At 65.4% G+C, this 24,828-nt stretch carries 21 protein-coding genes; 7 read left to right on the forward strand and 14 right to left on the reverse strand.

Annotated elements, in window-relative coordinates:
• Positions 1 to 15: 15 nt before the first annotated feature.
• Genes V6M50_RS08990 through V6M50_RS09010 form a run of 5 tightly spaced genes read left to right on the forward strand, consistent with a single transcriptional unit; the run spans position 16 to position 5,066 of the window.
• Entirely contained in the window at positions 16 to 828 is an 813-nt protein-coding gene (locus V6M50_RS08990; RefSeq protein ID WP_332818218.1) for an alpha/beta fold hydrolase, read from the forward strand.
• Positions 821 to 1,612 carry a fumarylacetoacetate hydrolase family protein gene (locus V6M50_RS08995; protein WP_332818219.1) on the forward strand — a complete coding sequence of 264 codons (792 nt, stop codon included), beginning with the start codon at positions 821 to 823 and terminating at the stop codon, positions 1,610 to 1,612. The genes V6M50_RS08990 and V6M50_RS08995 overlap by 8 nt, the downstream gene beginning before the upstream one ends.
• 9 nt (positions 1,613 to 1,621) lie before the next feature.
• Complete coding sequence (locus V6M50_RS09000) at positions 1,622 to 2,563, forward strand: acetaldehyde dehydrogenase (acetylating) (RefSeq protein ID WP_332818220.1); 942 nt, start codon at positions 1,622 to 1,624, stop codon at positions 2,561 to 2,563.
• Positions 2,560 to 3,597, forward strand: a complete 1,038-nt coding sequence (gene dmpG / locus V6M50_RS09005; protein WP_332818221.1) for a 4-hydroxy-2-oxovalerate aldolase — start codon at positions 2,560 to 2,562, stop codon at positions 3,595 to 3,597. Before V6M50_RS09000 ends, dmpG begins: the two co-directional genes overlap by 4 nt.
• Positions 3,594 to 5,066 carry an FAD-dependent oxidoreductase gene (locus V6M50_RS09010; RefSeq protein WP_332818222.1) on the forward strand — a complete coding sequence of 491 codons (1,473 nt, stop codon included), beginning with the start codon at positions 3,594 to 3,596 and terminating at the stop codon, positions 5,064 to 5,066. Before dmpG ends, V6M50_RS09010 begins: the two co-directional genes overlap by 4 nt.
• On the opposite strand, the gene V6M50_RS09015 is transcribed toward V6M50_RS09010, so the two are convergent.
• The 12 genes from V6M50_RS09015 to V6M50_RS09070 all read right to left on the reverse strand — a co-directional run bounded on the left by V6M50_RS09015 (position 5,063) and on the right by V6M50_RS09070 (position 20,388).
• Positions 5,063 to 5,935 (reverse strand): SDR family NAD(P)-dependent oxidoreductase, encoded by an 873-nt coding sequence (locus tag V6M50_RS09015; RefSeq protein ID WP_332818223.1) that lies wholly within the window; start codon positions 5,933 to 5,935, stop codon positions 5,063 to 5,065. The two genes, V6M50_RS09010 and V6M50_RS09015, sit on opposite strands and share 4 nt — an antisense overlap.
• A gap of 26 nt (positions 5,936 to 5,961) precedes the next feature.
• On the reverse strand, positions 5,962 to 7,440 hold the full coding sequence (locus V6M50_RS09020; protein ID WP_332818224.1) for a flavin-containing monooxygenase: 1,479 nt from the start codon (positions 7,438 to 7,440) through the stop codon (positions 5,962 to 5,964).
• A gap of 128 nt (positions 7,441 to 7,568) precedes the next feature.
• Complete coding sequence (locus tag V6M50_RS09025; protein ID WP_332818225.1) at positions 7,569 to 8,915, reverse strand: MFS transporter; 1,347 nt, start codon at positions 8,913 to 8,915, stop codon at positions 7,569 to 7,571.
• Complete coding sequence (locus tag V6M50_RS09030) at positions 8,909 to 9,778, reverse strand: SDR family NAD(P)-dependent oxidoreductase (protein WP_332818226.1); 870 nt, start codon at positions 9,776 to 9,778, stop codon at positions 8,909 to 8,911. The genes V6M50_RS09025 and V6M50_RS09030 overlap by 7 nt, the downstream gene beginning before the upstream one ends.
• On the reverse strand, positions 9,778 to 10,578 hold the full coding sequence (locus V6M50_RS09035) for an acetoacetate decarboxylase family protein (protein WP_332818227.1): 801 nt from the start codon (positions 10,576 to 10,578) through the stop codon (positions 9,778 to 9,780). Before V6M50_RS09035 ends, V6M50_RS09030 begins: the two co-directional genes overlap by 1 nt.
• A 69-nt stretch (positions 10,579 to 10,647) precedes the next feature.
• On the reverse strand, positions 10,648 to 11,634 hold the full coding sequence (locus tag V6M50_RS09040; RefSeq protein WP_332818228.1) for a Rieske 2Fe-2S domain-containing protein: 987 nt from the start codon (positions 11,632 to 11,634) through the stop codon (positions 10,648 to 10,650).
• 163 nt (positions 11,635 to 11,797) lie between these two features.
• Complete coding sequence (locus V6M50_RS09045; protein WP_332818229.1) at positions 11,798 to 12,703, reverse strand: LysR family transcriptional regulator; 906 nt, start codon at positions 12,701 to 12,703, stop codon at positions 11,798 to 11,800.
• 82 nt (positions 12,704 to 12,785) lie between these two features.
• A complete protein-coding gene (locus tag V6M50_RS09050) occupies positions 12,786 to 13,979 on the reverse strand; it encodes an amidohydrolase family protein (protein ID WP_332818230.1) in 1,194 nt (397 codons plus the stop codon).
• 128 nt (positions 13,980 to 14,107) lie between these two features.
• Positions 14,108 to 15,358 carry an MFS transporter gene (locus V6M50_RS09055; RefSeq protein WP_332818231.1) on the reverse strand — a complete coding sequence of 417 codons (1,251 nt, stop codon included), beginning with the start codon at positions 15,356 to 15,358 and terminating at the stop codon, positions 14,108 to 14,110.
• A 16-nt stretch (positions 15,359 to 15,374) separates the two neighbouring features.
• A complete protein-coding gene (locus tag V6M50_RS09060; RefSeq protein ID WP_332818232.1) occupies positions 15,375 to 17,678 on the reverse strand; it encodes a TonB-dependent receptor in 2,304 nt (767 codons plus the stop codon).
• Between the two features lie 359 nt (positions 17,679 to 18,037).
• On the reverse strand, positions 18,038 to 18,886 hold the full coding sequence (locus tag V6M50_RS09065; protein ID WP_332818233.1) for a hypothetical protein: 849 nt from the start codon (positions 18,884 to 18,886) through the stop codon (positions 18,038 to 18,040).
• Positions 18,887 to 19,011: 125 nt separating this feature from the next.
• Entirely contained in the window at positions 19,012 to 20,388 is a 1,377-nt protein-coding gene (locus tag V6M50_RS09070; RefSeq protein WP_332818234.1) for a S8 family serine peptidase, read from the reverse strand.
• Between the two features lie 15 nt (positions 20,389 to 20,403).
• Between V6M50_RS09070 and V6M50_RS09075 the strand changes: the two genes are divergently transcribed.
• Positions 20,404 to 20,892, forward strand: coding sequence for an RNA polymerase sigma factor (locus V6M50_RS09075; RefSeq protein WP_332818235.1), 489 nt, complete (start codon positions 20,404 to 20,406; stop codon positions 20,890 to 20,892).
• Positions 20,889 to 21,587, forward strand: coding sequence for an anti-sigma factor family protein (locus tag V6M50_RS09080; protein ID WP_332818236.1), 699 nt, complete (start codon positions 20,889 to 20,891; stop codon positions 21,585 to 21,587). Before V6M50_RS09075 ends, V6M50_RS09080 begins: the two co-directional genes overlap by 4 nt.
• A 7-nt stretch (positions 21,588 to 21,594) precedes the next feature.
• Here V6M50_RS09080 and V6M50_RS09085 read toward each other — a convergent pair whose 3' ends face one another.
• Complete coding sequence (locus tag V6M50_RS09085) at positions 21,595 to 22,932, reverse strand: sigma-54-dependent transcriptional regulator (RefSeq protein ID WP_332818237.1); 1,338 nt, start codon at positions 22,930 to 22,932, stop codon at positions 21,595 to 21,597.
• On the reverse strand, positions 22,929 to 24,737 hold the full coding sequence (locus V6M50_RS09090) for a sensor histidine kinase (protein WP_332818238.1): 1,809 nt from the start codon (positions 24,735 to 24,737) through the stop codon (positions 22,929 to 22,931). The genes V6M50_RS09085 and V6M50_RS09090 overlap by 4 nt, the downstream gene beginning before the upstream one ends.
• Positions 24,738 to 24,828: the final 91 nt, after the last annotated feature.

A 24,828-nucleotide genomic window follows, 5' to 3' on the forward strand; every position in this document is an offset into this window, starting at 1 on the left:
GCAAGGAAAAGGTCGATGGGAGAGATGAAGGAGGCGACTTACCGGGTCGCGGGCGGATATGACATTCACGTCAAGGAGGTGGGCCAGGGTCCTGCCGTTGTGTTCATCCACGGCAGCGGCCCCGGCGCGTCGGGTCTCTCGAATTTCAAACAGAATGTCGCGCCCTTCGTCGATGCAGGCTATCGTGTCCTGCTGCCCGACATGATCGGCTATGGCGCATCGTCCAAGCCCGGAGGCATCGACTATACGCTCACGCTCTTCACCGACACATTGTTCGAAGCGCTGGATCAGGCCGGGGTGACCAGCGCGATCCTCGTCGGCAATTCGCTCGGCGGCGGGGTCGCGGTGCAGATGGCGCTCGACCATCCCGGCTTTGCGACCAGACTGGTACTGATGGCGCCCGGGTGTATCGAGGAACTACCCGTCTATTTCGCGATGCCCGGCATCGCCAAGATGGTCGGCGACTTCACCAGCCCCGATTTCACGGTCGAGGATCAGCGGGGGCTGGTTTCCAACCTCGTTTACGATGCCTCGGCGATCACCGACGAGCTGGTGGCCGAACGCTATGCCGTGGCGCGCACCCAGCCCAAGGAAGTGCTCGCCCGGATGCGCACCCCCAATCTCGCCCCGCGCCTCGGCGAGCTTCCGATGCCGATCCTCGGCTTCTGGGGGCTTAATGACGAATTCTGTCCCGCATCGGGCGCGCAGCGCTTTCTCGACGCCTGTCCCGACGCGCGCTTCATGACCTTCAACAAGGTCGGGCATTGGGTGCAGGTCGAGCGGACGCAGGAATTCAACCGTTATACGCTGGAGTTCCTGCGTGGCTGATATTGGTGCCCATGGTGCGGAGCTGTTCGCGGCGCTTCGCGAGCGCCGGACAGTTCCGCCGCTGAGCGGCCGCGATCCGTCGCTGACGATCGACGACGCCTATCGCATCTCGCTCGATTTCCTCGCGCGCCGCACCGCCGAAGGCGAGCGCGTCGTCGGCAAGAAGATCGGCGTCACGTCGAAGGCGGTGCAGGACATGCTCGGCGTCCATCAGCCCGATTTCGGCTTCCTCACCGATGCGATGCACATTCAGGGCGATGCGATCGGCATCGACGCGCATGGCCTGATCCAGCCGCGCGCCGAGGCCGAAATCGCCTTCATCCTCGACGCGCCGCTGAAGGGCCCGGGCGTCACCGCGGCCGATGTGCTCGCGGCAACGGCCGCCATCGCTCCCTGCTTCGAAATCGTCGACAGCCGCATCACCGACTGGAAAATCGGCATCGTCGACACGGTAGCCGACAACGCCTCGTGCGGGGTCTTCGTGGTCGGTAAGGAGCGACTCGACCCGCGCGCCTTCGACCTTCCGAACCTGCACGTCGCGGTGGCCAAAAATGGCGCGGCGCTTTCGGAAGGTTATGGCCGTGCGGTTCAGGGCGACCCGGCAGAGGCGGTCGCGTGGCTCGCCAACACGCTCGGCGCGCATGGCGTCACCCTCGATGCCGGCGACATCATCCTTTCGGGCAGCCTCGTGCCGCTCGAACCCGCGGCGAAGGGCGACATTTTCGAAATGATCCTTGGCGACGGCCGCCGCACGCTCGGCCACTGCGTCGCGCGCTTTGTATAAGGAATGGCAATGACACGGGTGAAGGCGGCGATCATCGGATCGGGCAACATCGGGACCGACCTGATGATCAAGATGATCAAATATCCGCAGAATATGGAGCTGGTGGCGGTCGTCGGTATCGATGCCGCGTCCGAAGGCCTCGCCATGGCGCGCGAGCGCGGCGTCGCGACGACACATGAAGGGATCGACGGGCTGAAGGCGATGGACGTTTATCCCGAGATCGGGATCGTGTTCGACGCGACCAGCGCCTATGCGCACAAGGTGCACGATGCGGCGCTGCGCGCCGACGGCAAGCAGGTGGTCGACTTGACCCCCGCGGCGATCGGCCCGTTCACCGTGCCCGCGGTCAATATGGAAGCGCATCTTGATCAGCCCAACGTCAATATGGTGACGTGCGGCGGCCAGGCGACGATCCCGATGGTCGCCGCGGTCAGCCGCGTCGCGCCGGTGCATTATGCCGAGATCGTCGCGTCGGTCGCATCGCGATCGGCGGGTCCCGGCACGCGTGCCAATATCGACGAGTTCACCCGCACCACCGCGAACGCCATCGAAGTTGTCGGCGGCGCGAAACGCGGCAAGGCGATCATCATCCTCAACCCCGCCGAACCGCCGATGATCATGCGCGATACCGTCTTCACGCTGTCGGACACCGTCGACGAGGCGAAGATCGAGGCATCGGTCGCCGACATGGTCGCCGAGGTGCAGAAATATGTGCCCGGATACCGGCTGAAGCAGAAAGTGCAGTTCGAGCGTTACGGCGACAACAACAGGCTGAAGATCCCCGGGCAGGGCGAGTTCACCGGCATCAAGACCTCGATCTTCCTCGAGGTCGAGGGCGCGGGCGATTATCTGCCCAGCTATTCAGGCAATCTCGACATCATGACCGCCGCCGCCAAGGCGACAGGCGAGCTGCTCGCGAAGAAAATTCTGGATCGGAGGGCCGCGGCATGAATTTCGATCCCACCACGATCAAGCTCTATATACAGGACGTGACGCTGCGCGACGGCATGCACGCGATCCGCCACATGTATGGCCTCGACCACGTCCGTTCGATCGCCAAGGCGCTCGACGACGCCGGGGTCGATGCGATCGAGGTCGCGCACGGCGACGGGCTTTCGGGCGCCAGCTTCAACTATGGCTTTGGCGCGCATACCGACTGGGAATGGATCGAGGCAGTCGCCGATGTCCTCAGCAAGTCGGTGCTCACCACGCTGATCCTGCCGGGCGTCGGCACCGTCGAGGACCTTCGCCGCGCCTATGACCTCGGCGTGCGCTCGGTCCGCGTCGCGACGCACTGCACCGAGGCCGACGTTTCGAAGCAGCATATCGGCATCGCGCGCGATCTTGGCATGGACGTCGCGGGCTTCCTGATGATGAGCCACATGATCGAGCCCGACGCGCTCGCGAGCCAGGCCCTGCTGATGGAAAGCTATGGCGTCCAGTGCGTCTATGTCACCGACAGTGGCGGCGCGCTCGACATGGATGGCGTCCGCGCGCGCTTTCAGGCCTATGACCGGGTGCTGAAGCCCGAGACGCAGCGCGGCATGCACGCGCATCACAATCTCTCGCTTGGCGTCGCCAATTCGATCATCGCGGTGCAGGAAGGCGGCATCCGCATCGACGCCAGCCTCGCCGGCATGGGCGCCGGCGCCGGCAACGCCCCGCTCGAGGTGTTCATCGCCGCCGCCGACCGCAAGGGTTGGAACCATGGCTGCGACGTGATGAAGCTGATGGACGCCGCCGAGGATCTGGTGCGCCCGCTGCAGGACCGCCCCGTGCGCGTCGACCGCGAGACGCTCGCGCTCGGCTATGCCGGGGTCTACTCCAGCTTCCTGCGCCACGCCGAAAAGGCGGCGGCCGATTACGGCCTCGACACGCGCGAAATCCTCGTCGAGCTCGGCCGCCGCAAGATGGTCGGCGGGCAGGAGGATATGATCGTCGACGTCGCGCTCGACATGCTGAAGGCGCGCGAAGCAGCCGCATGAACCCGCTGAGCGCAACCCGCCCCTTCCCGCACGATCAGGTCGCCCGCTGGGACAGCGAGACCGATGTCGCGATCGTCGGCTTCGGCGCCGCGGGCGCCTGCGCCGCGATCGAGGCCGCCGAGGCCGGCGCCAGCGTGACCTTGTTCGAGGCGGGATCTGGAAGCGGCGGCGCCTCGGCGCTTTCGGGGGGCGAAATCTATCTCGGCGGCGGCGGCGGCACCGACGCACAGCGCGACGCGGGTTTTACCGACACCACCGAAGCGCTCGAAGCCTATCTGACGATGGCGGGCGGCCCCGATGCCGATGCGGCGAAGGTCGCGCTCTATGCGCGTGAAAGCCTCGACCATTATCAGTGGCTCAAGGACCAGGGGCTCCCCTACAAGGGGACGTTCCTCCCCGGCAAGATCATCGAACCCGCCGAGGACGACACGCTGATCTGGTCGGGCAGCGAGGCGGCGTGGCCCTTTTCCGAAACCGCGGCCCCCGCGCCGCGCGGGCACACGATCCAGTTCATGGGCTGGGGCGGCGGGCGCAAGCTCGTCGATATCCTCGAAGCGCAGGTGCGCGCGCTCGGCGTCGACGTTCAATGCGATGCGCGCGTGCTGTCGCTCGTCGCCGACGCCCATGGCAGCGTAACCGGCCTCGTCGTCCGCATAGACGGCCAGCCGCAATATATTCGCGCGCGCAAGGGCGTGGTGCTCGCGACCGGCGGCTTCTGCATGAACGACGACATGCTCCGCCGCCACGCACCGCAGACGCTACGCCTCGCGAACCCGATCGGCGAGAATGACAATGGGTCGGGCATCTTGATGGGCATGGGCGTCGGCGGCGACGCGATCCACATGGACGAATTTTTCACCACCTGCCCGTGGATCATGCCCGAAAGCCTGGTGAAGGGCATTTTCGTCAACGAACGCGGGCAACGCTTCATCAACGAGGATTGCTATCACGGGCGCGTCAGCCGGACGATGCTCGACCAGCCCGGCGACCGCGTTTTCCTGCTCGTCGATAACGCGATTTTCGCACGCCCGCTCGATCTCGCGCGGATCGAAATCGCTGCGGTGGGCGACAGCTGGGAAGAGGTCGAACGCGAGCTTGGCCTGCCCGAAGCCACGCTGGCGCCCACCGTTCACACCTTCAATCGCTACGCCGCCGAAGGCCATGATCCGATCTTTCGCAAGGCGCCCGAATGGCTGAAGGTGCTGGACGAAGGGCCTTTTGCGGCGCTCGAACTCAACATCCGCACCAGCTTCTTTTCCTTCTTCACCCTTGGCGGCCTCAACACCCGTCCGTCGGGCGAGGTGCTCGATCGCGCCGGCAACATCGTTCCCGGCCTCTATGCCGCCGGCCGCGCCACGTCGGGGCTGCCGCGCTGGGGGCATGGCTATAGCTCGGGGCTCAGCCTCGCCGACTGTACCTTCTTCGGCCGCATGGCGGGGCGGCAGGCGGCAACCGCTACGCCCGACTAGTAGACGATCGCGGGGTTTGGCTCGCGCGGGCTACCCAGCATCTCGCGGTGCGAAGGCGGTGTCTTGCCGCGGTCGGTAATGCCATAGCGTCCCGCGATCTCTGCGCCGATGACCGTGTGGCCCGACAGATCGTCGCCCTGGGGATCGCTCGCGATCGCATGGATGATATGCCCGGTGAACTGCGGCATCTCGGCCATCGCCATAAAGCCTTCATATTGTTCCTTGTGGACCTCGGCCGCGCCCAACGCGCGTTCGGTGATCTGCGGCCCCAGCCAGACCGACACGGCGCGGACGCCATAGGGCTTGAAATCGACCGCCATGTCGTGCGCGAGCTTGTCGACCCCCGCCTTTTGCGCGCCATAGGCCGCACCGTGCATATAGCAGCTCGCGCCGAAGGAAGAGGTGAAGGCGATCAACCCCGATTTTTGGTCCGCCATGATCTTCGCGGCATGCCAGCTCGCAACATAGGCCGAGCGCAATCCCACGTTGAGAATCTCCACCGCCTCCAGCTCCTTTTCCCAGAAGGGCGCCTGCGTGATGAGCTGATGATGGATAAAGGTGGCGTTGTTCACCAGGATGTCGAGCCGACCCGAAACCTTGCGCACCCGGTCGAAAAGCGCTGCGACCTGCGTATCGTCGGCATGATCGCAGGGAACCGCGATGCCCTTGCCGCCCGCGGCCGTCACCGCCTCGGCGGTTTCATGGATGGTCCCCGCCAGCGGCGCGCCGTCCCAGCCCGTCGCGTCGCTGCGATCGCTGCTGCGGCCGGTGACATAGACCGTCATCCCCTTTTCGCCGAGACCGATCGCAATGCCCTTGCCCGCACCGCGGCTAGCGCCCGTCACGATGGCGATTGCCGGATTTGCCATTTCACTCTCCCGATTGGGCCTCGCCTTCAGGCGGCGACCTCGGCCTTCACCATTTCGAAATCGTCGAAGTCGGGCTTCGCCATCACTTCGGCGAAACGGCCATAACTCCACGGCCAGGTCATCGGCACACCATCCTTGCCGAGATACCAGCTGGAACAACCCGAAGCGAAGATCGTCCCCTTCGCCGCCGCGATACGCGTGTCTTCATAGCGCGCCATGGCATCGGCGCTCACCGAAATCTCGTCGCATTCGCCCGTCGCCACCTTGTCGAGGAGTTGCTCGACATAGCCCCACTGGCGTTCGGCGACATCGATCAGCGAGAAATTGCCGACCGGCCCGGTCGGCCCGTTGAGGAAGAGAAAGTTGGGGAAATCGGGAAGCGAGATCGCGTTGTAAGCGGTCGCATGCTTGCGCCAGACATCGTCGAGCGCGACGCCGCCGCGTCCGGTCACGACGGCGGGGCGGATGAAGCGATCGCTGTGGAATCCCGTCGCGAGGATGATGAGGTCGAGTTCGTGCAGCACGCCATCCTTCGTGCGGATGCCCTCGGGCTCGATCCGGTCGATCCCGCCGACGACGATGTCGACGTCATGTTCCTGAACCACTTGATAATAGTCGGGCGAGAAAATGAGCCGCTTGCACGCGGCGCGATAGTCGGGGCGCAGCTTTTCGCGCAGCACCGGATCGGTCACGCCCTGTTCCAGATAGCCGAGCACCATCGCCTCGATGATCTGCATTTCCTCTGAATCGGGCTTGATGATCCCTTCGGTGAAGCGCAGCACATTGGCGAGATATTCGGGGTCATAGCGGATCGCGTCGATCAGCGCCGGGTCGCGGCGGAAGGCTTCGCGCTGTTCTTCGTCATAAGGCTCGTTGAGCACCGGCATGATCCATTGCGGCGAGCGCTGGAAATGGCTGAGCTTGCCAGCGCGGCTGCCGAGGGCGGAGACCAGCTGCACGCCCGTCGACCCGTTGCCGACGACGCCGATGCGCTGTCCGTCGAGCGGAATCGTTTCGTCCCAGCGCGCGCTGTGGGCGATGGTTCCGGCAAAATCGTCGAGCCCCGCGATGTCGGGCATGCGGGGATGATGGAGGACGCCGGTCGCGGTGATGACCACATCGGCCTCGCACGCCATCCCTGCCTTGGTCGCGATCCGCCAGACGCCATCGGCATAGACGCAGCTTTCGACCTCCTGCCCGAAATGCGCGATGTCGCGCAGGCTGTAGTCGGCGGTCACGCGTTCGAAATAATCCTGGATCTCATGACCGGGCGCAAGATAGCTGCTCCATTCGGCATTGGGCGCGAAGCTATAGGTATAGGCGTGCGCGGGGACGTCGCAATTGAGCCCCGGATAGCGATTCTCGCGCCAGGTGCCGCCGACCGTCTGTGCTTTTTCGAGAAGCGTGACGTTGCGGTAGCCCGCCTCGCGCAGGCGGATCGCCGCCAATATCCCCGACATGCCGGCGCCGATGACGACATATCGCAGGTCCAGATTGCGTTGCACGGGCTTTCCACTCCATTTTCCGTTTGCTCTTGCCCCATTCCCTACGGCCGCTGCCGGACGCTCACATCACTCAAACGGACGAGATCGGGATTGGAGGAACAAGAGCCGCCGGTCGGGAGCGGTTGGCGCTATCTTGCGATGCTTTCGATCGCGCGGCGGTAGTGCGGCAGGGCCACCAGAAGCAGCGCCACGATCAGCGGCAGCACGACCGCGCCGGCGATCGCGATCGAATAGCCGAGCGCCGCCTGGTCGCCGAAACCGAAATCGGTGATCGCGGCGATCACGCTGGCGCCCAGCCCCATCCCCACCAGATTGACGCACAGCAACGAGATCGCCGTTACCTGCCCGCGTAGCTGATTGGGCGTCACATCCTGAATCGCCGTCAACATCACGCCTTGCGAAGCCTGCCCGATCAGCGTGCCGATCGCCATCATCGTCAGCGACCAAAAGGCGGTCGGCATCAGCGGCGCGACGATGAGCGGCACGCCCTTCAGCAACGTCGCGATCAGCACGACGCGCATATTGGCGTCCGCCCGCCCGCCCTGCATCAACCGTCCCGCGAGCCAGCCACCCGACAGCGTACCGACGGTGCCGCAGGTCAGCATGATCATCCCGTATGACATCCCCACCTCGGCGGGGCTCATGCCATAGCTGCGGATCAGGAAAGTCGGGAACCACAGCGCGGTGCCGATTGCCAAGAGCGCAATCAGGCTGAGCGAACCGATCAGCGAACCGAACAACGCCCAGCGTTCGGAAATATAGTCGAACCCTTCGCGAAGGCTGCTCTGCACCGGAAGGCCTGCCGCCAACTCCTGCCGCGCCGGCTCGCGGATCGTCATCATCGCCGCGGCGACGAGCAGCCCGGGCGCCGCAACGCACAGGAACACCATCTGCCACGGTTCGAAACTGCCCAGCCACGGCAATGTCACGCCGCCCGTTTTGGTGAAACGCGCGAGCAGCCAGCCGCCGATCAACAGCGCGAGGCCGCCGCCGATCGGATAGCCGATCGCATAGAAGCTGATCGCCAGCGCCCGCCGGCGCCGCTCGAAATAGTCGCTGATCAGCGAATAGGCGGTCGGGCTGAGCGTCGCTTCGCCTACCCCGACGCCGACGCGCGCGAGGAAGAGACCGATGAAGCTGCTGGTGAACCCGCAGGCGGCGGTCATCGCCGACCAGAACAGCACCCCCCAGACGATCAGCGTCGCGCGCCTTTTGGTCCGGTCGACGTAGCGGCCGATGGGCAGCGCGGCCATGCTGTAGAGCAAGGAAAAGGCGAAGCCCTGCAGCAGGCTGATTTCGAAATCGCTGAGGCCCAGGTCGCGCTGGATCGGTTCGACCATCAGCGTCAGCACGCGCGCATCGATCGCGCTGAAGCAATAGCCGACGAACAGGATCGCGACGACCAGCCAGCGATAGAAACCGCCCCCTGTCGCCGCGCCCTGCTGCTGCTTTTCGGACGCCGTGGCCGTCACCATGCCGACGGCGGGTCCCGCCGCGCCAATATCTGTTCGGTTCGCGCGGCGATCAGCACGTCATTCTCCTCGCTTTCGGGCAGCAGCCAGAAACGCCCCGCCCGGATGCCGGCGAGGGCGAAGGCGGATACCTCCCCGGGCTCGGTCAGCTTGAGCTTGAGCCCGGTCGTCCGTACCAGATCCTCCATCGTGCGATAGGCCACCTTGGTCTGGGCTTCATTCTCGACATAGTCGGCGGGGCGGACCTCGCCCGATGCCATGATCGCGGTGTTGACCGTGTGCGGCCCCGGGAAGAGCGTCGCCGCGCGCAGCTTGCCGCCCTCGCGCAGCAATTGCTGGTGCAGGACTTCGGAGATGCTGGTCACCGCCGCCTTGGTCGCGGCATAGATGGGGGTGTTGGGAAGCGAGCGCAGCCCGCCGTTAGTCGAACTGGTGTTGACGATCACGCCTTCCTGCCCCGCCTCGATCATCCGCGGCACGAACGCCGCGATCCCGTGAACGACGCCGAGCACATTGACATCGATGCCCCAGCGCCAGTCGCTGAGCGGGAGCGTCCAAAGCTTGCGCTGCGCCTCGCCCAGGCCGACGCCGGCGTTGTTGAACAAGATATGCACCGTCTCGAACCGGTCGAAGACCTGATCCGCCAGCGCGCGCACCGATGCTTCCTTGGTCACGTCGCAGGCGATCGCGAGCACCTGTCCCGAACCCAGCGCGTCGATCTCGCCGCGCACACTTTCGAGCCGCGCCGGATCGATGTCGGCGATCACCACATGCGCGCCGGCGCGGGCGAGGTCGGCGCACAGGCATTTGCCGACCCCGCTCGCACCACCCGTTACGACCGCTACCCGGCCGGTAAAATCGTCCATCAGGCGGCCTTCCGCTCGCCGATCTCGGCACCGACATTGCGCGGATCATCGTGTCGCCCGACCCAGTGCGGCGCGATCCACTCGCCCGGCACCTTGCGCAGCAGCGTGCCGCCGGTCGCGGTCCCGCCCTCGACATATTGCATGTCGACGAGGCGGCGAACGGGGATGTCGACGAGCGGATCGAAAGGCGAATCGCGCAAGATGATCGTCCCCGTCATCGCGCGCCGCGCGTCGTAATTGCGTTCCCAGTTGAGGCGGGTGAGGAAGACGTCGCCATCGAACTGGCCCGGCTGGTCGATCGAGGGCATGCCCTTGTAGCAGAACAGATGTTCTTCGAATTTCAGCGGCGCGTCGATCGCTTCGCCGATCGTGCCTTCGATTTCGAAATAGGTGATGCCGTGACGCGAACAGGTCGCGCGCAGGTGGTCGCCATTGCGTTCGAAATGCGTTTCCGCGATCTTTTTCGGCTCGCCGAAGCGTTCGCGTCCCGAGGTGACGACGGTTTCGCCCTCCATCGCCATGTGGAAGCAATAGGCGCCCGGCGCGCCCTCGTGGGTGCAATTGACCCCCATGGTCAGCGCGCCGATTTCGACCGTGTCGGTTTCGGTCACGTGCATCGAAACATGCGCCATCTGGAGCCAGATTTCGGGCCGTTCGGCCGCGACGAGCGGCTGCGGCAACAGCGCCGCGATGATTTCGGGATCGGTCTCATATGTCGCCCGTATCCCGTAAACGGTGTTGCGCAGCATGCCGGGCGCGCGGGTTTCGACGGGACCCTGGATATAACGCAGTTTGGACATCGCAATTCTCCCTATGGCGCCCAAGGCGCAGCTAGTTGACGGTGATAGTTTTCCGCGCGCGCGGAGGCCTTATTCGGCGGCTTCGACGAGACGGTTTCCGCCCGGCCCATCGCCATAAAATTGCTCGAAATAGCGGCGAAAACGGAGGATCGGACCGTCGCCATCGCACAGATAAGGCTGGGCGCGGTGGATCTTGTTATGCCAGATCGGAATGTCGCCCTCGACGCCCTTCTGGCCGCAAGTATTCTCGATCGCCGCCTCGATCGCCTTTTCCTCGGGCGAACCGGGCGCGACCTTCGGGTGCGTGAAACAGAAGCGCAGTTCGACGTCGTCGGCTTCGATCGGGGTAGCGATGACCAGCAGCGACAGTTCGACGAGTCCGCTCAACCGCGTAAACTTCTGCCCCGCCCCATTCTGGATCGTTTCGACCGAATAGGGCAGTTGCTTCCGCTCGCCCGACGGCAGGTCGATGGTGCGATGTCCGCGTGCAACGCTGCGCCGCCGCACACCCTCATAATCGGTCTCGCCCTCGGGCACCGCGTCCATCGAATGGACATAGGCGAAATGCGCGACATCGACGCCGTTTTCGGCTATTTCCTGCGGATTGCTGGCAAAACGCCATTCGCGCTTGATCGGCGCGGCCCAGTTCGCGTCGGTAAATTCGGGATAGTCGATGATATCGAACATCGGGGCGACATCGTCGGGGTGATACCAGGCCCAGATGACGCCGCTCTTTTCGGTCACCGGATAGGATCGGGCAAGCGCCTCGCGCTTCGCCCGCGGCGGGAAAGCCTTGGCATAGGGAATGCTGCTGCAAAATCCGTTGGGACGGAATGCCCAGTGGTGGAAGGGGCAGCGAATGCTGTCGCCTTCAACCGTTCCGCCATGCCCCAGATGCGCGCCGAGATGCGGGCAATAGGCATCGAGGAGTCCCGCCTCGCCCTGCTCATTGCGGAACAGCACGAGATCGCGGCCGAAATAGCGGACCGGCCGGACGTCGCCGACCGCGAGGTCGGAGCCATAGCCTATCCCGAACCAGCCATGCGGAATGGGCATCGGAAAGCGATCGACCTTTGGCAACGTCAGTCTCCCAGTTCACGCCATCTTTGAGCGATGGCCATTGTCCGGAAGTGTATCGCCTGTTCGCCAAGAGGTAAGACCGAAATCGCGCACAGTTTGTGCGTGCTCGCGAACAATGGCGAGACTTGAGGTCCGAACCCTAATAGCGCGCGACGAGCGACGCGGCCATCGACGGACGGATTTTCGTGCGCCCCGTCTTGCGCACCAGATAGTCGATGAAGGCACGCGTCGCCACCGACATGATGCCCGGCGAATAGACGACCCAGCATTCCCGGTCATAGAAGGACCATTCCTCCTCGAGCGCGACCATCCGTCCTTCGGCCAGATCCTGCCGAATGACCATGACGGGCAGGCTGGCGATGCCAAGGCCCTTTCGCGCCGCGCTGCGCAAGGCGATACCGCTGTTGCTGGCCCATTTGGGCTGGACCCGGATGCAGATATCGCCGTTGAAACTGATCGACCCGCTGCGGTCGGTCAGGCAGTCATGTTCCTGCAGGTCTTCGGGTGATTTCGGCCAGCCATGCGCCGCGACATATGCAGGCGTAGCGCACAGGCAATAGGCCAGATAGCCAAAGGTACGCGCACGCAGGCTCGAATTCGGCAACGCGCCATAGCGGATGACGATATCGAAGCTTTCCTGAACAATCTCATTCTCGTTCAGATAGGCGATCGGCTCGATCATGATCCCGGGATGGTCGGCGCTGAATTCGGCGAGCAGCGCCGACATATAATCCGAGCCGAAAATGTCGCTGAGCCCGATGCGCAGCCGGCCCACCGGATGGGTGCTATAGAGTCCGACCTGCTTTTCGACTTCGCTCAGGCGCTGTTGCAGCTGGGCGCATTCGCGATGGAAGCTTTCGCCCGCGCCGGTCAGCGAAAGGCGGCGCGTGGTGCGGACGAGCAGCTGGACGCCCAGCCGCTCTTCCAGTTCGTGCACCGTCTTGCTGATATAAGATTTCGAAACGCCGAGTTGATCGCCGGCAGCCGTGAAACTGCCCTGATCGACGACCGCCAGAAATTCCTCAATCCCGCGCCAACTCGACATCAACCCATCCTAAAGGACGGGATGTATCAGCCCCCATCGCTCTAATGCAATCGCCTATTCCCCGCGCTCGTCGCAGGGGCTCCTATTCGGCCGCCTGCTTGACGAACAATTCGCGGCGCGGTCCGATCTCCCCGGCGATTTTCCACAGCGCGTCGGCATCGACGTCATAAACGTCGAGCGCGTTGATGCCGAGCATCGCCTGAATATCGTCGTCGGGCAATCCGCCGAGGCTGGCCGACATTTTTTCGAAAGTGTGCGGCCAGGTTCCTTCCGGATGCGGATAGTCGGTGCCCCACAGGATGCGATCGACGCCGATGTCGTAATAAGCCTGCGTCGTTTCCTCATCGGGCAGCGCCGAACAGCCGACCCACACATTGCGCGCAAAATACTCGCTCGGCTTCATGCTCATATTGGCATAATAGTCGCCGAGTTTCCCGCTCGTATGCTTGGCCGAGGCGCGGACATCCATGAGCTGCATCACCCACGGGAACCAGAATTCACCGCCCGCCTCGGTGAAGCAGACTTTCAGCTTCGGATATTCCTCGAACACCCCGCCGAACGTCATCGCCCACAAGGGCCGCGTCATCCAGAAGGCGAACTCGCACAGGAAAGTGCCGATCCAGCCGGGCTGCGTCGTGTCATAGGCGGGCGCGGCGCCCGAGTGGAAATGAAGCGGCATGTTCATTTCCTGGAGCATCGCCCAGATGCGATGATATTTGGTGTGGTTGTAAAGATCATACCCGTCGGTCAGCGCCGGGAAAAATACGCCCTTCAGCCCGTGGCGCTTCGCCCATTCGATCTCTTTCGCGGTCTCGTCGATATCGTAGAGCGCCGGAATGACCGCGAGTCCGATGCGGCGGTGCGGATCGTCCTGGCAGAATTCGGCCAACCAGCGATTATGCGCCCGTGCACCGGCCCATTGCAGTTCGGCCCGCGCAGCCGAGGGCCGGAGGCCAATGTCCGCGCCAAAGGGCGGTGCGTTGCGTTCGGTAATCCCGTCGGGAAACAGCACCTCGGCCGCGACGCCGTCGCCGTCGAGCACGCGATTGCGGATGGTGCCGTCCCACGCGCCCTCGAGCCCGTCACCGACGCGGGCGCGCCACTTGTTGTTGAAGTCGTCGATCAGGAAGCGCTTTTCATGCTCCTCGCGCGCCTTGATCTCCAGCTCGACCGTCTCGTCGAACTGCTGATGATATTTCGATTCCAGATAGCCGCGATATTTTTCGGGAGGCAGACCGACATGACCATCCGACGAAATAACAAGATAACGATCCACACTCTCTCTCCAGTTTCTATTTCTGTGCGCGAACATCTTTTGCCGCCGCGATGGCTGGCTGGCCGTGCACGCCATGGTCCAACACTATGCGCTTCGCCCGCCGGATAAAGCGGGTCGGCGCGAACGATCTATCGCTCGTCATGGACAATATGCCGGACGAGCACGGGCAAAAGATGGCTCAACAGCAATGCGCCCCCGATCACCGCGGCGATCGCGAACGGCGCCGGCCGCCACCATTGATAGGCGGCGGACGCGATGACGGGCGGCAAGGTGATCGATGCCCCGGCGATGAAGGTGATGGCGGAAGCGATCGCGACCTGATCCTCGGTCGATCCCGCGAGCGAGGCCGCCGCGCTGAACCCCGGACGCGCGAGGCCGTAGCCGAAGCTGGCAAGGACAAAGCCCAGGACAGCGGCATGCACGCTTCCATGGAACACAGCCAAGGCATTGCCTGCAAAGGCAAAACCGGTGCCTATACGCATCATCGCGTGCGGCGAGGGCGAAAACAGCCGGACGAAACCCCATTGGCCGAGCAGCGCGGCAGCAGCGGCGATGGTCATGGCAATGCCGATCATCCGCTGCGCCGTCAGCGGATCGTCGGCCATCCGGTCGATGATCACAAAACCGATGGTATAGAGGTTGATCGCCTGCGCCGAGCAAAGCAGCAGCCCGAAGTTCAGATGCTGCCCGATCCCCCTGCGGCGCCACACAAGTGCGAGCGACATGTTCGGCGCGCCGCCGGGCACGGGCGCACCGCTACGCCGGTCGCGCGGGAGGCACACGAAGGCGCCGGCAAGAGCGAAACCGCCGAGGATCGCAAAGCCGAGCATCGGCCCGAGCGGCCCCAGCGGATCGACGATCATCGCGGGCGCGATCGCCGGCCCGACGATCGTGCCAAGGCTGAGCGCGCCGGCCAGCGTCGTGATCGCGCGCGTCCGCGCGGCGCCGGTCGTCTGGGCCGCGATCAGCGCCTGCGTCGCGGTGGCGGCCGCCGAACCAAGCAGGCCATAAGTCGAGCGCAATATCGAAAAGAGCAGGAAGGCGGCGAACGGCGTCAAGAGCCCCAGCAAGCCCAGCTCGACCGACAGCGCGCAGCCCCCCATCGACACGACGAAGCCGACGAGCCCTGCCCGAATATAGGGGTTCGGTCCCTTGCGCTCGATCCGCGACACCCAGAAGGGCGCGCTGATCGCCCAGGTCAGCGCCGAAAGCGAAAAGATGCCCGCGACCAGGAAATCCGGGATATGCAACAGCCGGCCGATCGTGGGCATCACCGATACCAGCCCGATATTGCCGATCGCGGTGAGGAAGGTCACCGCCCCGAGAAAGGGCAGGACCCACCGCGACCCGGTGCGCGGCGGGTCCAGAACCACTGACATATCGGCCTCGCCGCGATCAGAAGCGGATGCGAAGTTCGCCGCCGAAACTGCGCGGATCACCGTACTGGCCGAGCGTGAGGACGCCGAGGTTGATCGCGCTGACCTTATATTCCTTGTCGGTCAGATTCTTGCCCCACAGAGCAAGTTCTGCCGTCGCGTCGCCGCCAAGTTCGATCTCGGTGAGCGCAATACGCCCGTCGAGCAGCCCGTAGGACGGCATCTTGGCCAGCGGGTCGGGGGTGATCGACGAGAACTGGCTGCTGCGCCAGCTATAGTTCAGGCTCGTTTCCAGCCGGCCGACGCCAACCTCGTGCCGATAGAGCGCACCAAGCTGGTAATTCCATTTGGGTACGCGCGAGAGCACATAGGTATCGGTGACGTCGGTGCCGTCGGGCAGGATGAAATCGGTGTAGCGCGCATCTACATAGCCGCCGCCGAAATTGAAGCTCAGCCCCTCGACGGGGCGCAGCGTCCCTTCGACCTCGAAGCCGGTGAATTTCGCCTTGCCCGCGTTGATGATGTTGGTGGTCACCAGCGACGGCACGAACACCCCGGCCTGAAAATCCTTGTAGATCGAATGATAGACCGCGGCGCTCAGGTTGAGCGCATTGCCGAAGCCCCCATATTTCACCCCGAGCTCGAACGATGTCAGCTTTTCCGGATTATAGGGGGTCATGAAGGCGGCGTTGGTCGCGGCGGTATCGTTGATGCCGCCGCTCTTGAAGCCCGTCGCCACGCGCCCGTAGACCGAGAAATCGGGCTGGAATTTATAGAGGATATTGAGTTCGGGATTGAACCGTTTCCAGACGCCCGAATTTTCGAGCGGGCTGAGGTCGGTGTAGCCGATCCCGCCCGCACCCGGCCGCGCGCCGGCCGCCGGGCCGCCGCTGCGGGTGACCGGATTGCCGTTCGCGTCGCGCTGGAACACGCCCGACCCCGGGGCTGCCGGATTGACGCGATAAGCCGAATTGGAAAGCAAGAGCTCATAGGCGTGCTTGGATTCGCGGGTGTAGCGAAGCCCGACCGACGCGGTCAGTTTCTCGTCGAGCGCCTGCGGCGTCCAGGCGAGCTGGCCATAGCCGGCATAGGATCTGGACCCGCCACCGCGCTCGCTGATGTCGAAGCTATTGCCCCCGAACTGGAAGTTCCAGCGCGGGTTAAACACGTCATAATCGTCGTCGAGATAGAAGGCGCCGAGCGTGTATTTAAAGTCGCCGACGGTCCCGATCGCCTGCAATTCCTGGGTGAACTGCTTGTAATTATTATTGAGAATGATACGCAGCAGGTCGAGCGGACTGCCATCGAAATCGCTCGCCGACCGGGTCATCGCGGTCCGCCGCGCGGTGATCGACTTGAGCGTGAGGTCGCCGAGACCGGGCTGCCATTCGAGCGTGAGCGCGTGTCCGTTGGTGCGATAGTTGCTGTACAGCGCGCTTTGCGCCCCGATCTCGCGCGTCCGTCCGGTGACCACATAAGGCGCCATCAGCGCGTTGACGAACGCGGTCGCGCCCGACCCGGTGACCGCAGTGGCGGCGAGCTGGTTCGGGGTGCCGTTGCTGTCCGAAATATCATAGCTGTAGAGCGCGCTGAAGCTGCTCGACGGACGCCACAGCAGGTCGGCGCGCGCTGCCCACAATTCTTCCTCGCCGAAATTCTTCTTGCGCACCGAGTTGCGATAATAGCCGCCGTCGAGCTTCGTGATGACGCCGACCTTGGCGCTGAAACCGGCCACCTCGGGCAGGTCGACCGAGATCCGCTGGTTGAACTGGCCCCAGCTCCCGGCGCCGGCCAGATACTGGCCGCCGAATTCGCCGCTCGGCTTGCGGGTGATCAGGTTGACCGCGCCGCCGATCGTGTTCTTGCCGTATAAGGTGCCCTGCGGTCCACGCAAAACCTCGACCCGCTCGAGATCGACGGTGTCGAAGGCCGCGCCGGTCGATTTTCCGATCGGCACGCCATCGATATAAAGGCCGACCGGCTGGTCGCGGGCGAGGCTGGTATCGGCCGACGGGGACAGGCCGCGAATGGTGATCAGCGGGCCGAAACTGTTGCCGATCGTTTCGTTGATCTGGATGTTCGGAACGATGGTCGCAATGTCGGTGACGGTCCGGACCTGGGCGCGGTCGATCGCGGCACTGCTCACCGCCGAAACCGAGATCGGCACATCGATCAGCCGTTGTTCGCGGCGCTGCGCGGTGACGACGATCTCGCCCTCGCCGACCGCCGGATCGTCACCGCTCGCCGCCTGTGCGAATGCCAGTGAAGAGCTCAGCGCCGTCGTGATCATAGCCGCCGCCAGGGTGGCTTTCAGAATCGTCATAATATCTCCCTCGTCCCGCGACGGCCGGGTTCGACCGTCAATCTTCGGGCTTCTCCATGCTCGGCCCGATAGCTGTGTTCGAGGATAACCGACGCGCCACGGCGGTAAAGCGCGCCATGGTGGCCACACTGTTCACCTCCGTGGCGAATGGGACCCGCGCAAAGGATGCAATGCCTTTCCGCCCGGGTGCCTGAATTTGCCCCGGTGTCAGCGTTTTAGCAGGATGGCGATTGACCGCCATGGTCGCTAATCCGCCGATGTTCCGAAAGCGACAAAAAAATGGGCGGACCGCTTGGCGATCCGCCCAGTTTTCGACCGGCGTCAATCGGGGTCGTTGCCGGTCGCCCCGTTCGAATTAATTATTCGGCGGTTTCCTGCTGCTCGGCCGCCTTCTTGAGCTGACCCTTGGTCATGCCGGTCACGAGCACGTCGCCCGATCCCGCGAAGCTTGCGGCGGGAAGCGTCGCGACGCGGTTGCCGACCTCGACGGTCACCGCCTGGACGACGCCGCGCCCAGTCTGGCGCAGTTCCTGGACATAGCCGATCACCTTACCGCGCGGGTCGGTGACGGGCATGCCGGGGGCGACGGCGAACATGCCGTTGCCGCTCGCCGCGCCGCTGCCCGCTGCGGCAAGCTGGCCGAGGCTGCCCTGGAAGCCGCCCGCGACCGAGCCCGCGCCGCTGGCACTGCCTGAGACGCCCGACAGCGCGCCGCCGGCCCGATCGCGGACAGTCCCGACCGCACCGCGCGCGGTGCCCGTTGCGGTCGAAGCGGTGCCCTGTGCGGTGCCGACAGCGCCGCGCGCGGTCTGGCCGACGAAGTCGGTGCCGACGGCCTGCGCATCGAGGCTGCCATTACCCGACGCGCCGCCCGAACCATTGGCGTTGCCGCCGATCGTATTGCCGAGCAGATTGCCATTGCCGTCGACCGAACCCTTGCCGTTCGCATCGGCGCCGCCCTTGCCCTGCACGCGGCCCGAACGGCGGTCGACATTGGCCTCGCCGCGACCCGATCCGGTCAGGTCGCCGGCAGTACCCAGCGTGCCGCCGATCGGTCCGGTCGGATTGCCGAGCGTGCCGCCGAGACCGCCGCCCAATCCGCCGCCTAGCCCGCCGCTGCCACCGAGCAGCTGCGCCGACGCGGGCGCTGAAAATGCCATGGCCGACGCGGCGAGCGCGATGGCCGAAATGAAAATGCGATGTGCCATGATCCTTGTCCTTCATCTTGCGGCCCGGAGGGGTGAGCCTCGAAGGAGAACGATGGCGCTTTCGATTTTCTTCCGAATAATTCTGGAGAGGCCCGGCTTCTCTTAATCTGTGCCGGAGGTGCCGGTCAGCGGCGGCCGCAGGTGCCGCAAATCAGGCCATGGCCATAGATTTTGTCGCGGCCTTTTTTGCCGAGGTCGCGCGCCTCCATGACCAGCGCGGCAACCGCCGGTCCGATGCGGTCGATGGCCGGGGCGGGATAGCGGAGCGCGAGGCGCCCCGCCACCAGCGGCGCGGCAAAGGACGTGCCGCGCAGCCGTCCGGTCTCGCCGGGCCCGGTCGCCGCGAGCACGGCATCGCCGGGGGCGGCAAAGTCGACATCGAGCGCGCGGCCAGCCTCGGGCAGCGCGCGATCCCTGGCGTCGACGCCGGTCACGGCGAATACGCCTTTATAAGAGGCGGGATAGGCGGGCGGCGCCGCGGGGCCATCGTTGCCCACCGCCGCGACGATCAGCATGCCGCGCTGCTGCGCGCGCGAGACAGCCGTCGCGAGCAGCTTGTTGTCGGGGCCGACGAGGCTGATCGTCGTCACCGCGACCCCGCGACCCGCGAGCCAGCCGAGCGCGCGCGCGATCGCGCTGGCGTTGCCGCCCGCGGGGTCGGTGCCATACACATCCGCGGCAAGCAGGTTTTGCCCCGGCGCCGCGCCGCGCACCGGACCATTGCCGACCAGCAGCGATGCCACCGCGGTGCCGTGGCGGCTGGCCGCGGGCGCGCCGGCGGCGAACCCGCGCTGCTCGACGCGCCCGGCAACCGAGGGATGCGCCGCGACGCCGCCGTCGATCAGCCCGAGCGACGTGTTTCCGGAGACCGCGGCGGTAGCGAGCGCGGCGCCGGGCAGCGCCCCGCCGGGACCGCTCGCGAAATAGATATGGTCGACATCGACCTCGGCATCGGGGAGCAACTTGGCGAGCTGCTTCTGCGCGCGCGCTATGCTGCGCCCCTCCGGCACCGAAAAGCGCACGATGTCGATCGCGAGGCTTTCGATGCGCTCGCGGTCCAGCAGGGCGAAACCCTTTTCCGCCGCGCGCGCGATCATCGCGTCGTCGACGCCGGTTGCGATCAGGACGCCGCGCAGCGCGGGCTGGCCGTTGCGGTCGGGCTCTACGCGCGTACGATTTTCGCGCAGCAGGCTTGTGATCCGGTCGAGCCGAACCCGCGCCAGCGTATCGCCAACCGTCACCAGCGGTTCGATTCCAATGTCGGGCAATGAGGGCAGCGTGCGCGCCGCATCGGGAAGCTGAACGGGCGGGAGCGCAACCTGCGCGTGAACGCCCTGCCCGGCCCCCGGCAGCAGGAGGCTGATCATCAGCATCAGGGCAGTCAAAATTCGCATCATCTTCCTTGTCTCGACCGGATTGGCGCGCGGCGAACCGGCGGCACCCGAAAAATTTAGCATGCTGCGGAAGAAACGATAGAGTGGCGTCGTTTCTTCCTCGGACATGATGAAAAGGCGGATATGCGCTTCGAAGAGGAACTGGTTGAATTATTGCCACGCTTGCGCCGTTTTGCGCGCGGATTGACGCGCCATGCGAGCGATGCCGACGATTTGTGCCAGGCCGCGATCGAGCGCGCGCTGAAATCGCAGGGCCAATGGCAGCAAGGAACGAGACTGGATAGCTGGATGTACCGCATTACCCGCAACCTGTGGATCGACGAACGCCGCGCCGCCGGCCGGCGCGGGCCGCACGATCCGATCGACGATGCCGTCACGCAGGTCGCCGGCGACGGCGCGGCGGAGGTCGAAGCCGGCGCGCTGCGCGGCGATGTCGACGGCGCGATGGCGCGCCTGCCCGACGAACAGCGCGAGGTGGTCATGCTGGTGCTCGTCGAGGGCTACGCCTATCGCGAAGCCGCCGAGATATTGGACGTGCCGATCGGCACCGTCACTTCGCGCCTCGCGCGCGGACGCGAAACGCTGATGCACTATCTGGGAGAGGCGGCATGAGCTTTGCCCCCGAAACCGTCGCGGCTTTCGTCGACGGCGAACTCGACGACGTGACCGCGCGCCGCGTCGAACGCGAAGCCGCGGGCGATCCGGCGCTGGCAGCCCAGATCGCGCGGCACCGCGCGCTGAAGCGACAGCTGACGGCGCATTATGCGCCGATCGCCGAAGAAGTCGTGCCGGACCGGCTGCGTGCACTGCTTGTCGGGGACGCAAAGGTCGATTCCAGCCTGACCGATCGGCGCGAAGCGAAGCGCGGCCGGTTTGCGGCCATGCAATGGGGCGCGATGGCGGCGTCGCTGGCGCTGGGGCTGACGCTCGGGCTCCGGCCGTGGATGCCCGCCGCCGACGTGACGGCGGAGAACGGCAGGCTCGTTGCGGCGGGCTCGCTGGCCGACGCGCTCGACAGCCAGCTCGCTTCCAGCCAGCCCGGCGACGCGCGGGTTCGTATCGGGATGAGCTTCCGCGACCGGCAAGGGCGCTATTGCCGGAGCTTCGAAAGCACGGCGGTCGATGGCATATCCTGCCGCGAGGACGGTCGCTGGGCGCTGGAGCGGACGCTGCGCGGGCAGGCGCCGAGCGAATATCGCCAGGCGTCTTCGGGGGCGCTGGCCTCCGCGGTTGCCGAAATGGCGGATGGCGAACCGTTCGATGCCGCAGCCGAGCGCGCGGCGCGCGATGCGGGATGGAACCGCTGAGCCCCGATCAATTCCGGAATTGCTTCGGATCGATCCGGTGCCGCTGCATCTTGTCGTAAAGCGTCTTTCGCGGAATGCCGAGCCGCGCCATCGTCTCGGCGATATTGCCCTGGGTCTGAGTCAGCGTGTCGTGGATGATCGTCGCCTCGAACCGGCGAAGCCGTTCGGATAGCGACGCGTCGGCGGGCATCGACGACAGGCCAGGGTCCGACGGCAGGTCGAGAACGACGCTATAGGCGAAATTCTTGAGCTCGCGGACGTTGCCCGGCCAGTCATGCTCGACGAGGTGGCGGCGCACACTGTCGTCGATCTGGAAGCCCTGCCGCCCCATCTTCGCCGCGGCTTCGTCGAGAAAATAAGCGAAGGTCTGCGGGATGTCCGACCGGCGCTCGCGCAAGGGCGGGATGCGCAGCTTCACGACGTGGAGGCGGTAATAAAGATCCTCGCGGAACGTGCCCGCGCGCACGGCATCCATCAGGTCGGTCTTGACCGCGGCGACGACGCGCAGGTCAACGGGTTCGGGCGCCCCCGCGCCGAGCGGCTGGACCTCGCGCTCCTCGATCACGCGCAACAGTTTCGCCTGCACCGCGAGGTGCATCGTGTCGATCTCGTCGAGGAAGAGCGTGCCGCGATGCGCGCTGCGGACGCGCCCCGCCTGCCCCAGCTTGCCCGTTGTGCGGTCGACAAGGTCGCTGCCGAACAGCTCGGCCTCGGCCAGATCCTGCGGCAAGGCGGCGCAGTTCACAGCGACGAGCGAGGCGGCGCTGCGCCGACTCTGGCGGTGGAGCATATGCGCGACCAGTTCCTTCCCCGTCCCCGTCTCCCCCTCGATCAGCACGTCGAAGTCGGCCTGGGCCAATTGCATGATCGTCTCGCGCAAGCGCAACATCGCGGTGCTTTCGCCAATCAGCGGGCTATCGATCGCTGCTACGGCCGTGACGAGCCGGCGATTGTCGAGGATCAGCGCGCGGTGCGCGAGCGCCCGGCGTACCACCCCGACGAGGTGATCCGAGGCAAAGGGCTTGGCGAGGAAGTCGAAGGCGCCGTCGTGGAGCGCGCGGACCGCCATCGCGACATCGGCGTGGCCGGTAATCAGGACGACGGGGATGCCGGGGTCGATGGCGTGGATCGCGGCGCGCAGCTCGAGCCCGTCCATCCCCGGCATCCGGATGTCGGTGACAACGACGCCCGGGAAGTCGGCGTCAATGCGCGGCAGGACTTGCTGGGCATCGGAAAAGGTCTCGACCGCGAGCCCGGCGAGGTCGAGCGTCTGGACATTCGCCTCACGCAGCGCCGCATCGTCGTCGACGAAAAAGATCGTCTGCTCGTTGGTGAAGAAGCTCATGCCGGCCGCAATGTCAGGCGGAAGCCCGCGCCGCCGAGCGGCGACGGAATCAAGGTCAGCGTGCCGCCAAACTCGCCCATGATGTCGCTCGCGATGGCGAGCCCCAGGCCGAGCCCGTCGGGGCGGCCGGTGATGAAGGGGGTGAAAAGCTGCGGCAGCAGGTCGGCGGGGACGCCGGGACCATTGTCGCAGATGTCGATGCAAACGGGATCGCTGCCATGGGCGCGGAGTGCGATCCGCGGACCGTCGACGCCCTGCACCGCATCGGCGGCGTTCTGCAGCAGGTTGACGAGGACCTGTTCGAGCCGGACGCGGTCGGCATGGACGCGCTGCGCCGGGTTTTCGACATCGATGTCGAGCGCAATGCCCTGCGCCCGCAGCCGGTCGCCGATGAGGAGGCTGGTCCCCTCGATCGCCGATTGCAGCGCCACGGGACCGAGCGGAGTCGGCTTGCGCCGCGCGAAATTGCGCAGCTCGTTGGTGATCGCGCCGACGCGCGCGGTGAGTTCGACGATTGTGTCGAGGTTGCCGCGCGCCTTGTCGGGCTGCTCGCGTTCGAGATAGCGCAGGCTGTTCTCGGCGAAGCTACGGATCGCGGCGAGCGGCTGGTTGATCTCGTGCGCGACGCCGGCGGTGATCTGCCCGATCGAGCCGAGCCGGCTTGCCTGTGCCAGTTCTTCGCGCGCGGCGCGGTAGCGGCGGTCGGTGTCGGCCTGGCGTTCGGCCGCCTGCTGCAGTTCGGCATTGGCATCGCGCAGGTCCTGCGTACGCGCCGCGACCTCGCGTTCGAGCGCCGCGTGCGCCGCGTGCCGCAGCGCCTGTCGCTCGACGAGGCGGAGCAAGGCGAGGATCGTCGCACCAACGAAGATCAAGAGTATGAGGAAAAGGACTCGCGCGGTAGCGTTGGCGCCATCGCGCGTGGGCTGTGCGGGCTGCAAGACATGCAGCGTGCCGTCGGGAAGCGACACGCGCTGCGCCGCCTCGCGATACAGTCCATCGCGCCCCGCATCGACAATGCGGAGATCGCCGTCGGTATGGCGGATCGACAGCGGCGCCAACGTCGCATCGCCATAGCTGCGCGTATCGCGGAGGCGTTTTTGCGCGGTCGGCGCGATCGGGCCGAACGAGCGGAAGCGCCACGCGGGCTGGCTCGTCATGATGACGATGTCCGCATTGTCGGTGACCAGCGTCGTCGCGGACGAATCGGCCCATTTCGCCTCGAGCTTGTCGAACTCGACCTTGACGACGATCACCCCAAGCGGACGGCCGTCGACATCGACGCGGCGCGCGAGGAAAAGGCCGGGACGGCCGCTGACGGTGCCAAGCGCGAAAAGCTCGGCCTCGCCGCGCTGCATCGCGCCCCGGAAATAGGGGCGGAAGCGGTAGTTCTGGCCGACGAAGCTGGTTTTGGCCTTCCAGTTGCTTGCCGCGATGGTCATGCCATCGGCATCGATGACATAGATAACCGCGGCGTCGGTACGCGCCGCCAGCTGCTCCAGCTCTTGATCGAGCCGGCGCGATGCCGCGGCGCTGTTTTCGGCCAGCGCGAGGCGGACGTCGGGAAATTCGGTGAGCACGCGCGGGAGCAGGCGGAATTTCTGTAGCTCGCTTTCGAGCAGGCTTGCATGCGCGCGGGCATTCTGCCGCGCCTCGGCATCGGCCTGTGCGCGCGCATGGCCCGCCGCCCATTGGGTTAGACCGAGCGCGGCGACGAGAAGGATCAGCGCGCCGACAACCGTCGCGACCACCAGCCGCCGCCGGTCGAGGCGGGGAATGATCCGGGGCGACTCAGCTTGTGATGCCATGTGCGGATTATTGCACAAATTTTGATCGGAGCATGCGGTTTTTCGCACAAAATGCGAGCCGCTATGAAAGTTTCCGGAAAAAAATATAGTT

This window comes from Sphingopyxis sp., assembly GCF_036675685.1.
Classification (GTDB): Bacteria; Pseudomonadota; Alphaproteobacteria; order Sphingomonadales; family Sphingomonadaceae; genus Sphingopyxis.

Bases quoted from the DNA above. Each gene is read 5' to 3' on its own strand.
- V6M50_RS09045 (WP_332818229.1), bottom strand. From the start codon at position 12,703: ATGTCGAGTTGGCGCGGGATTGAGGAATTTCTGGCGGTCGTCGATCAG.
- V6M50_RS09040 (WP_332818228.1), bottom strand. From the start codon at position 11,634: ATGCCCATTCCGCATGGCTGGTTCGGGATAGGCTATGGCTCCGACCTC.
- V6M50_RS09010 (WP_332818222.1), top strand. From the start codon at position 3,594: ATGAACCCGCTGAGCGCAACCCGCCCCTTCCCGCACGATCAGGTCGCC.
- dmpG (WP_332818221.1), top strand. From the start codon at position 2,560: ATGAATTTCGATCCCACCACGATCAAGCTCTATATACAGGACGTGACG.
- V6M50_RS08990 (WP_332818218.1), top strand. From the start codon at position 16: ATGGGAGAGATGAAGGAGGCGACTTACCGGGTCGCGGGCGGATATGAC.
- V6M50_RS09085 (WP_332818237.1), bottom strand. From the start codon at position 22,932: ATGAGCTTCTTCACCAACGAGCAGACGATCTTTTTCGTCGACGACGAT.
- V6M50_RS09075 (WP_332818235.1), top strand. From the start codon at position 20,404: ATGCGCTTCGAAGAGGAACTGGTTGAATTATTGCCACGCTTGCGCCGT.
- V6M50_RS09070 (WP_332818234.1), bottom strand. From the start codon at position 20,388: ATGTCCGAGGAAGAAACGACGCCACTCTATCGTTTCTTCCGCAGCATG.
- V6M50_RS09065 (WP_332818233.1), bottom strand. From the start codon at position 18,886: ATGGCACATCGCATTTTCATTTCGGCCATCGCGCTCGCCGCGTCGGCC.
- V6M50_RS09015 (WP_332818223.1), bottom strand. From the start codon at position 5,935: ATGGCAAATCCGGCAATCGCCATCGTGACGGGCGCTAGCCGCGGTGCG.
- V6M50_RS09080 (WP_332818236.1), top strand. From the start codon at position 20,889: ATGAGCTTTGCCCCCGAAACCGTCGCGGCTTTCGTCGACGGCGAACTC.
- V6M50_RS09060 (WP_332818232.1), bottom strand. From the start codon at position 17,678: ATGACGATTCTGAAAGCCACCCTGGCGGCGGCTATGATCACGACGGCG.
- V6M50_RS09055 (WP_332818231.1), bottom strand. From the start codon at position 15,358: ATGTCAGTGGTTCTGGACCCGCCGCGCACCGGGTCGCGGTGGGTCCTG.
- V6M50_RS09090 (WP_332818238.1), bottom strand. From the start codon at position 24,737: ATGGCATCACAAGCTGAGTCGCCCCGGATCATTCCCCGCCTCGACCGG.
- V6M50_RS09030 (WP_332818226.1), bottom strand. From the start codon at position 9,778: ATGGACGATTTTACCGGCCGGGTAGCGGTCGTAACGGGTGGTGCGAGC.
- V6M50_RS09035 (WP_332818227.1), bottom strand. From the start codon at position 10,578: ATGTCCAAACTGCGTTATATCCAGGGTCCCGTCGAAACCCGCGCGCCC.
- V6M50_RS09025 (WP_332818225.1), bottom strand. From the start codon at position 8,915: ATGGTGACGGCCACGGCGTCCGAAAAGCAGCAGCAGGGCGCGGCGACA.
- V6M50_RS09000 (WP_332818220.1), top strand. From the start codon at position 1,622: ATGACACGGGTGAAGGCGGCGATCATCGGATCGGGCAACATCGGGACC.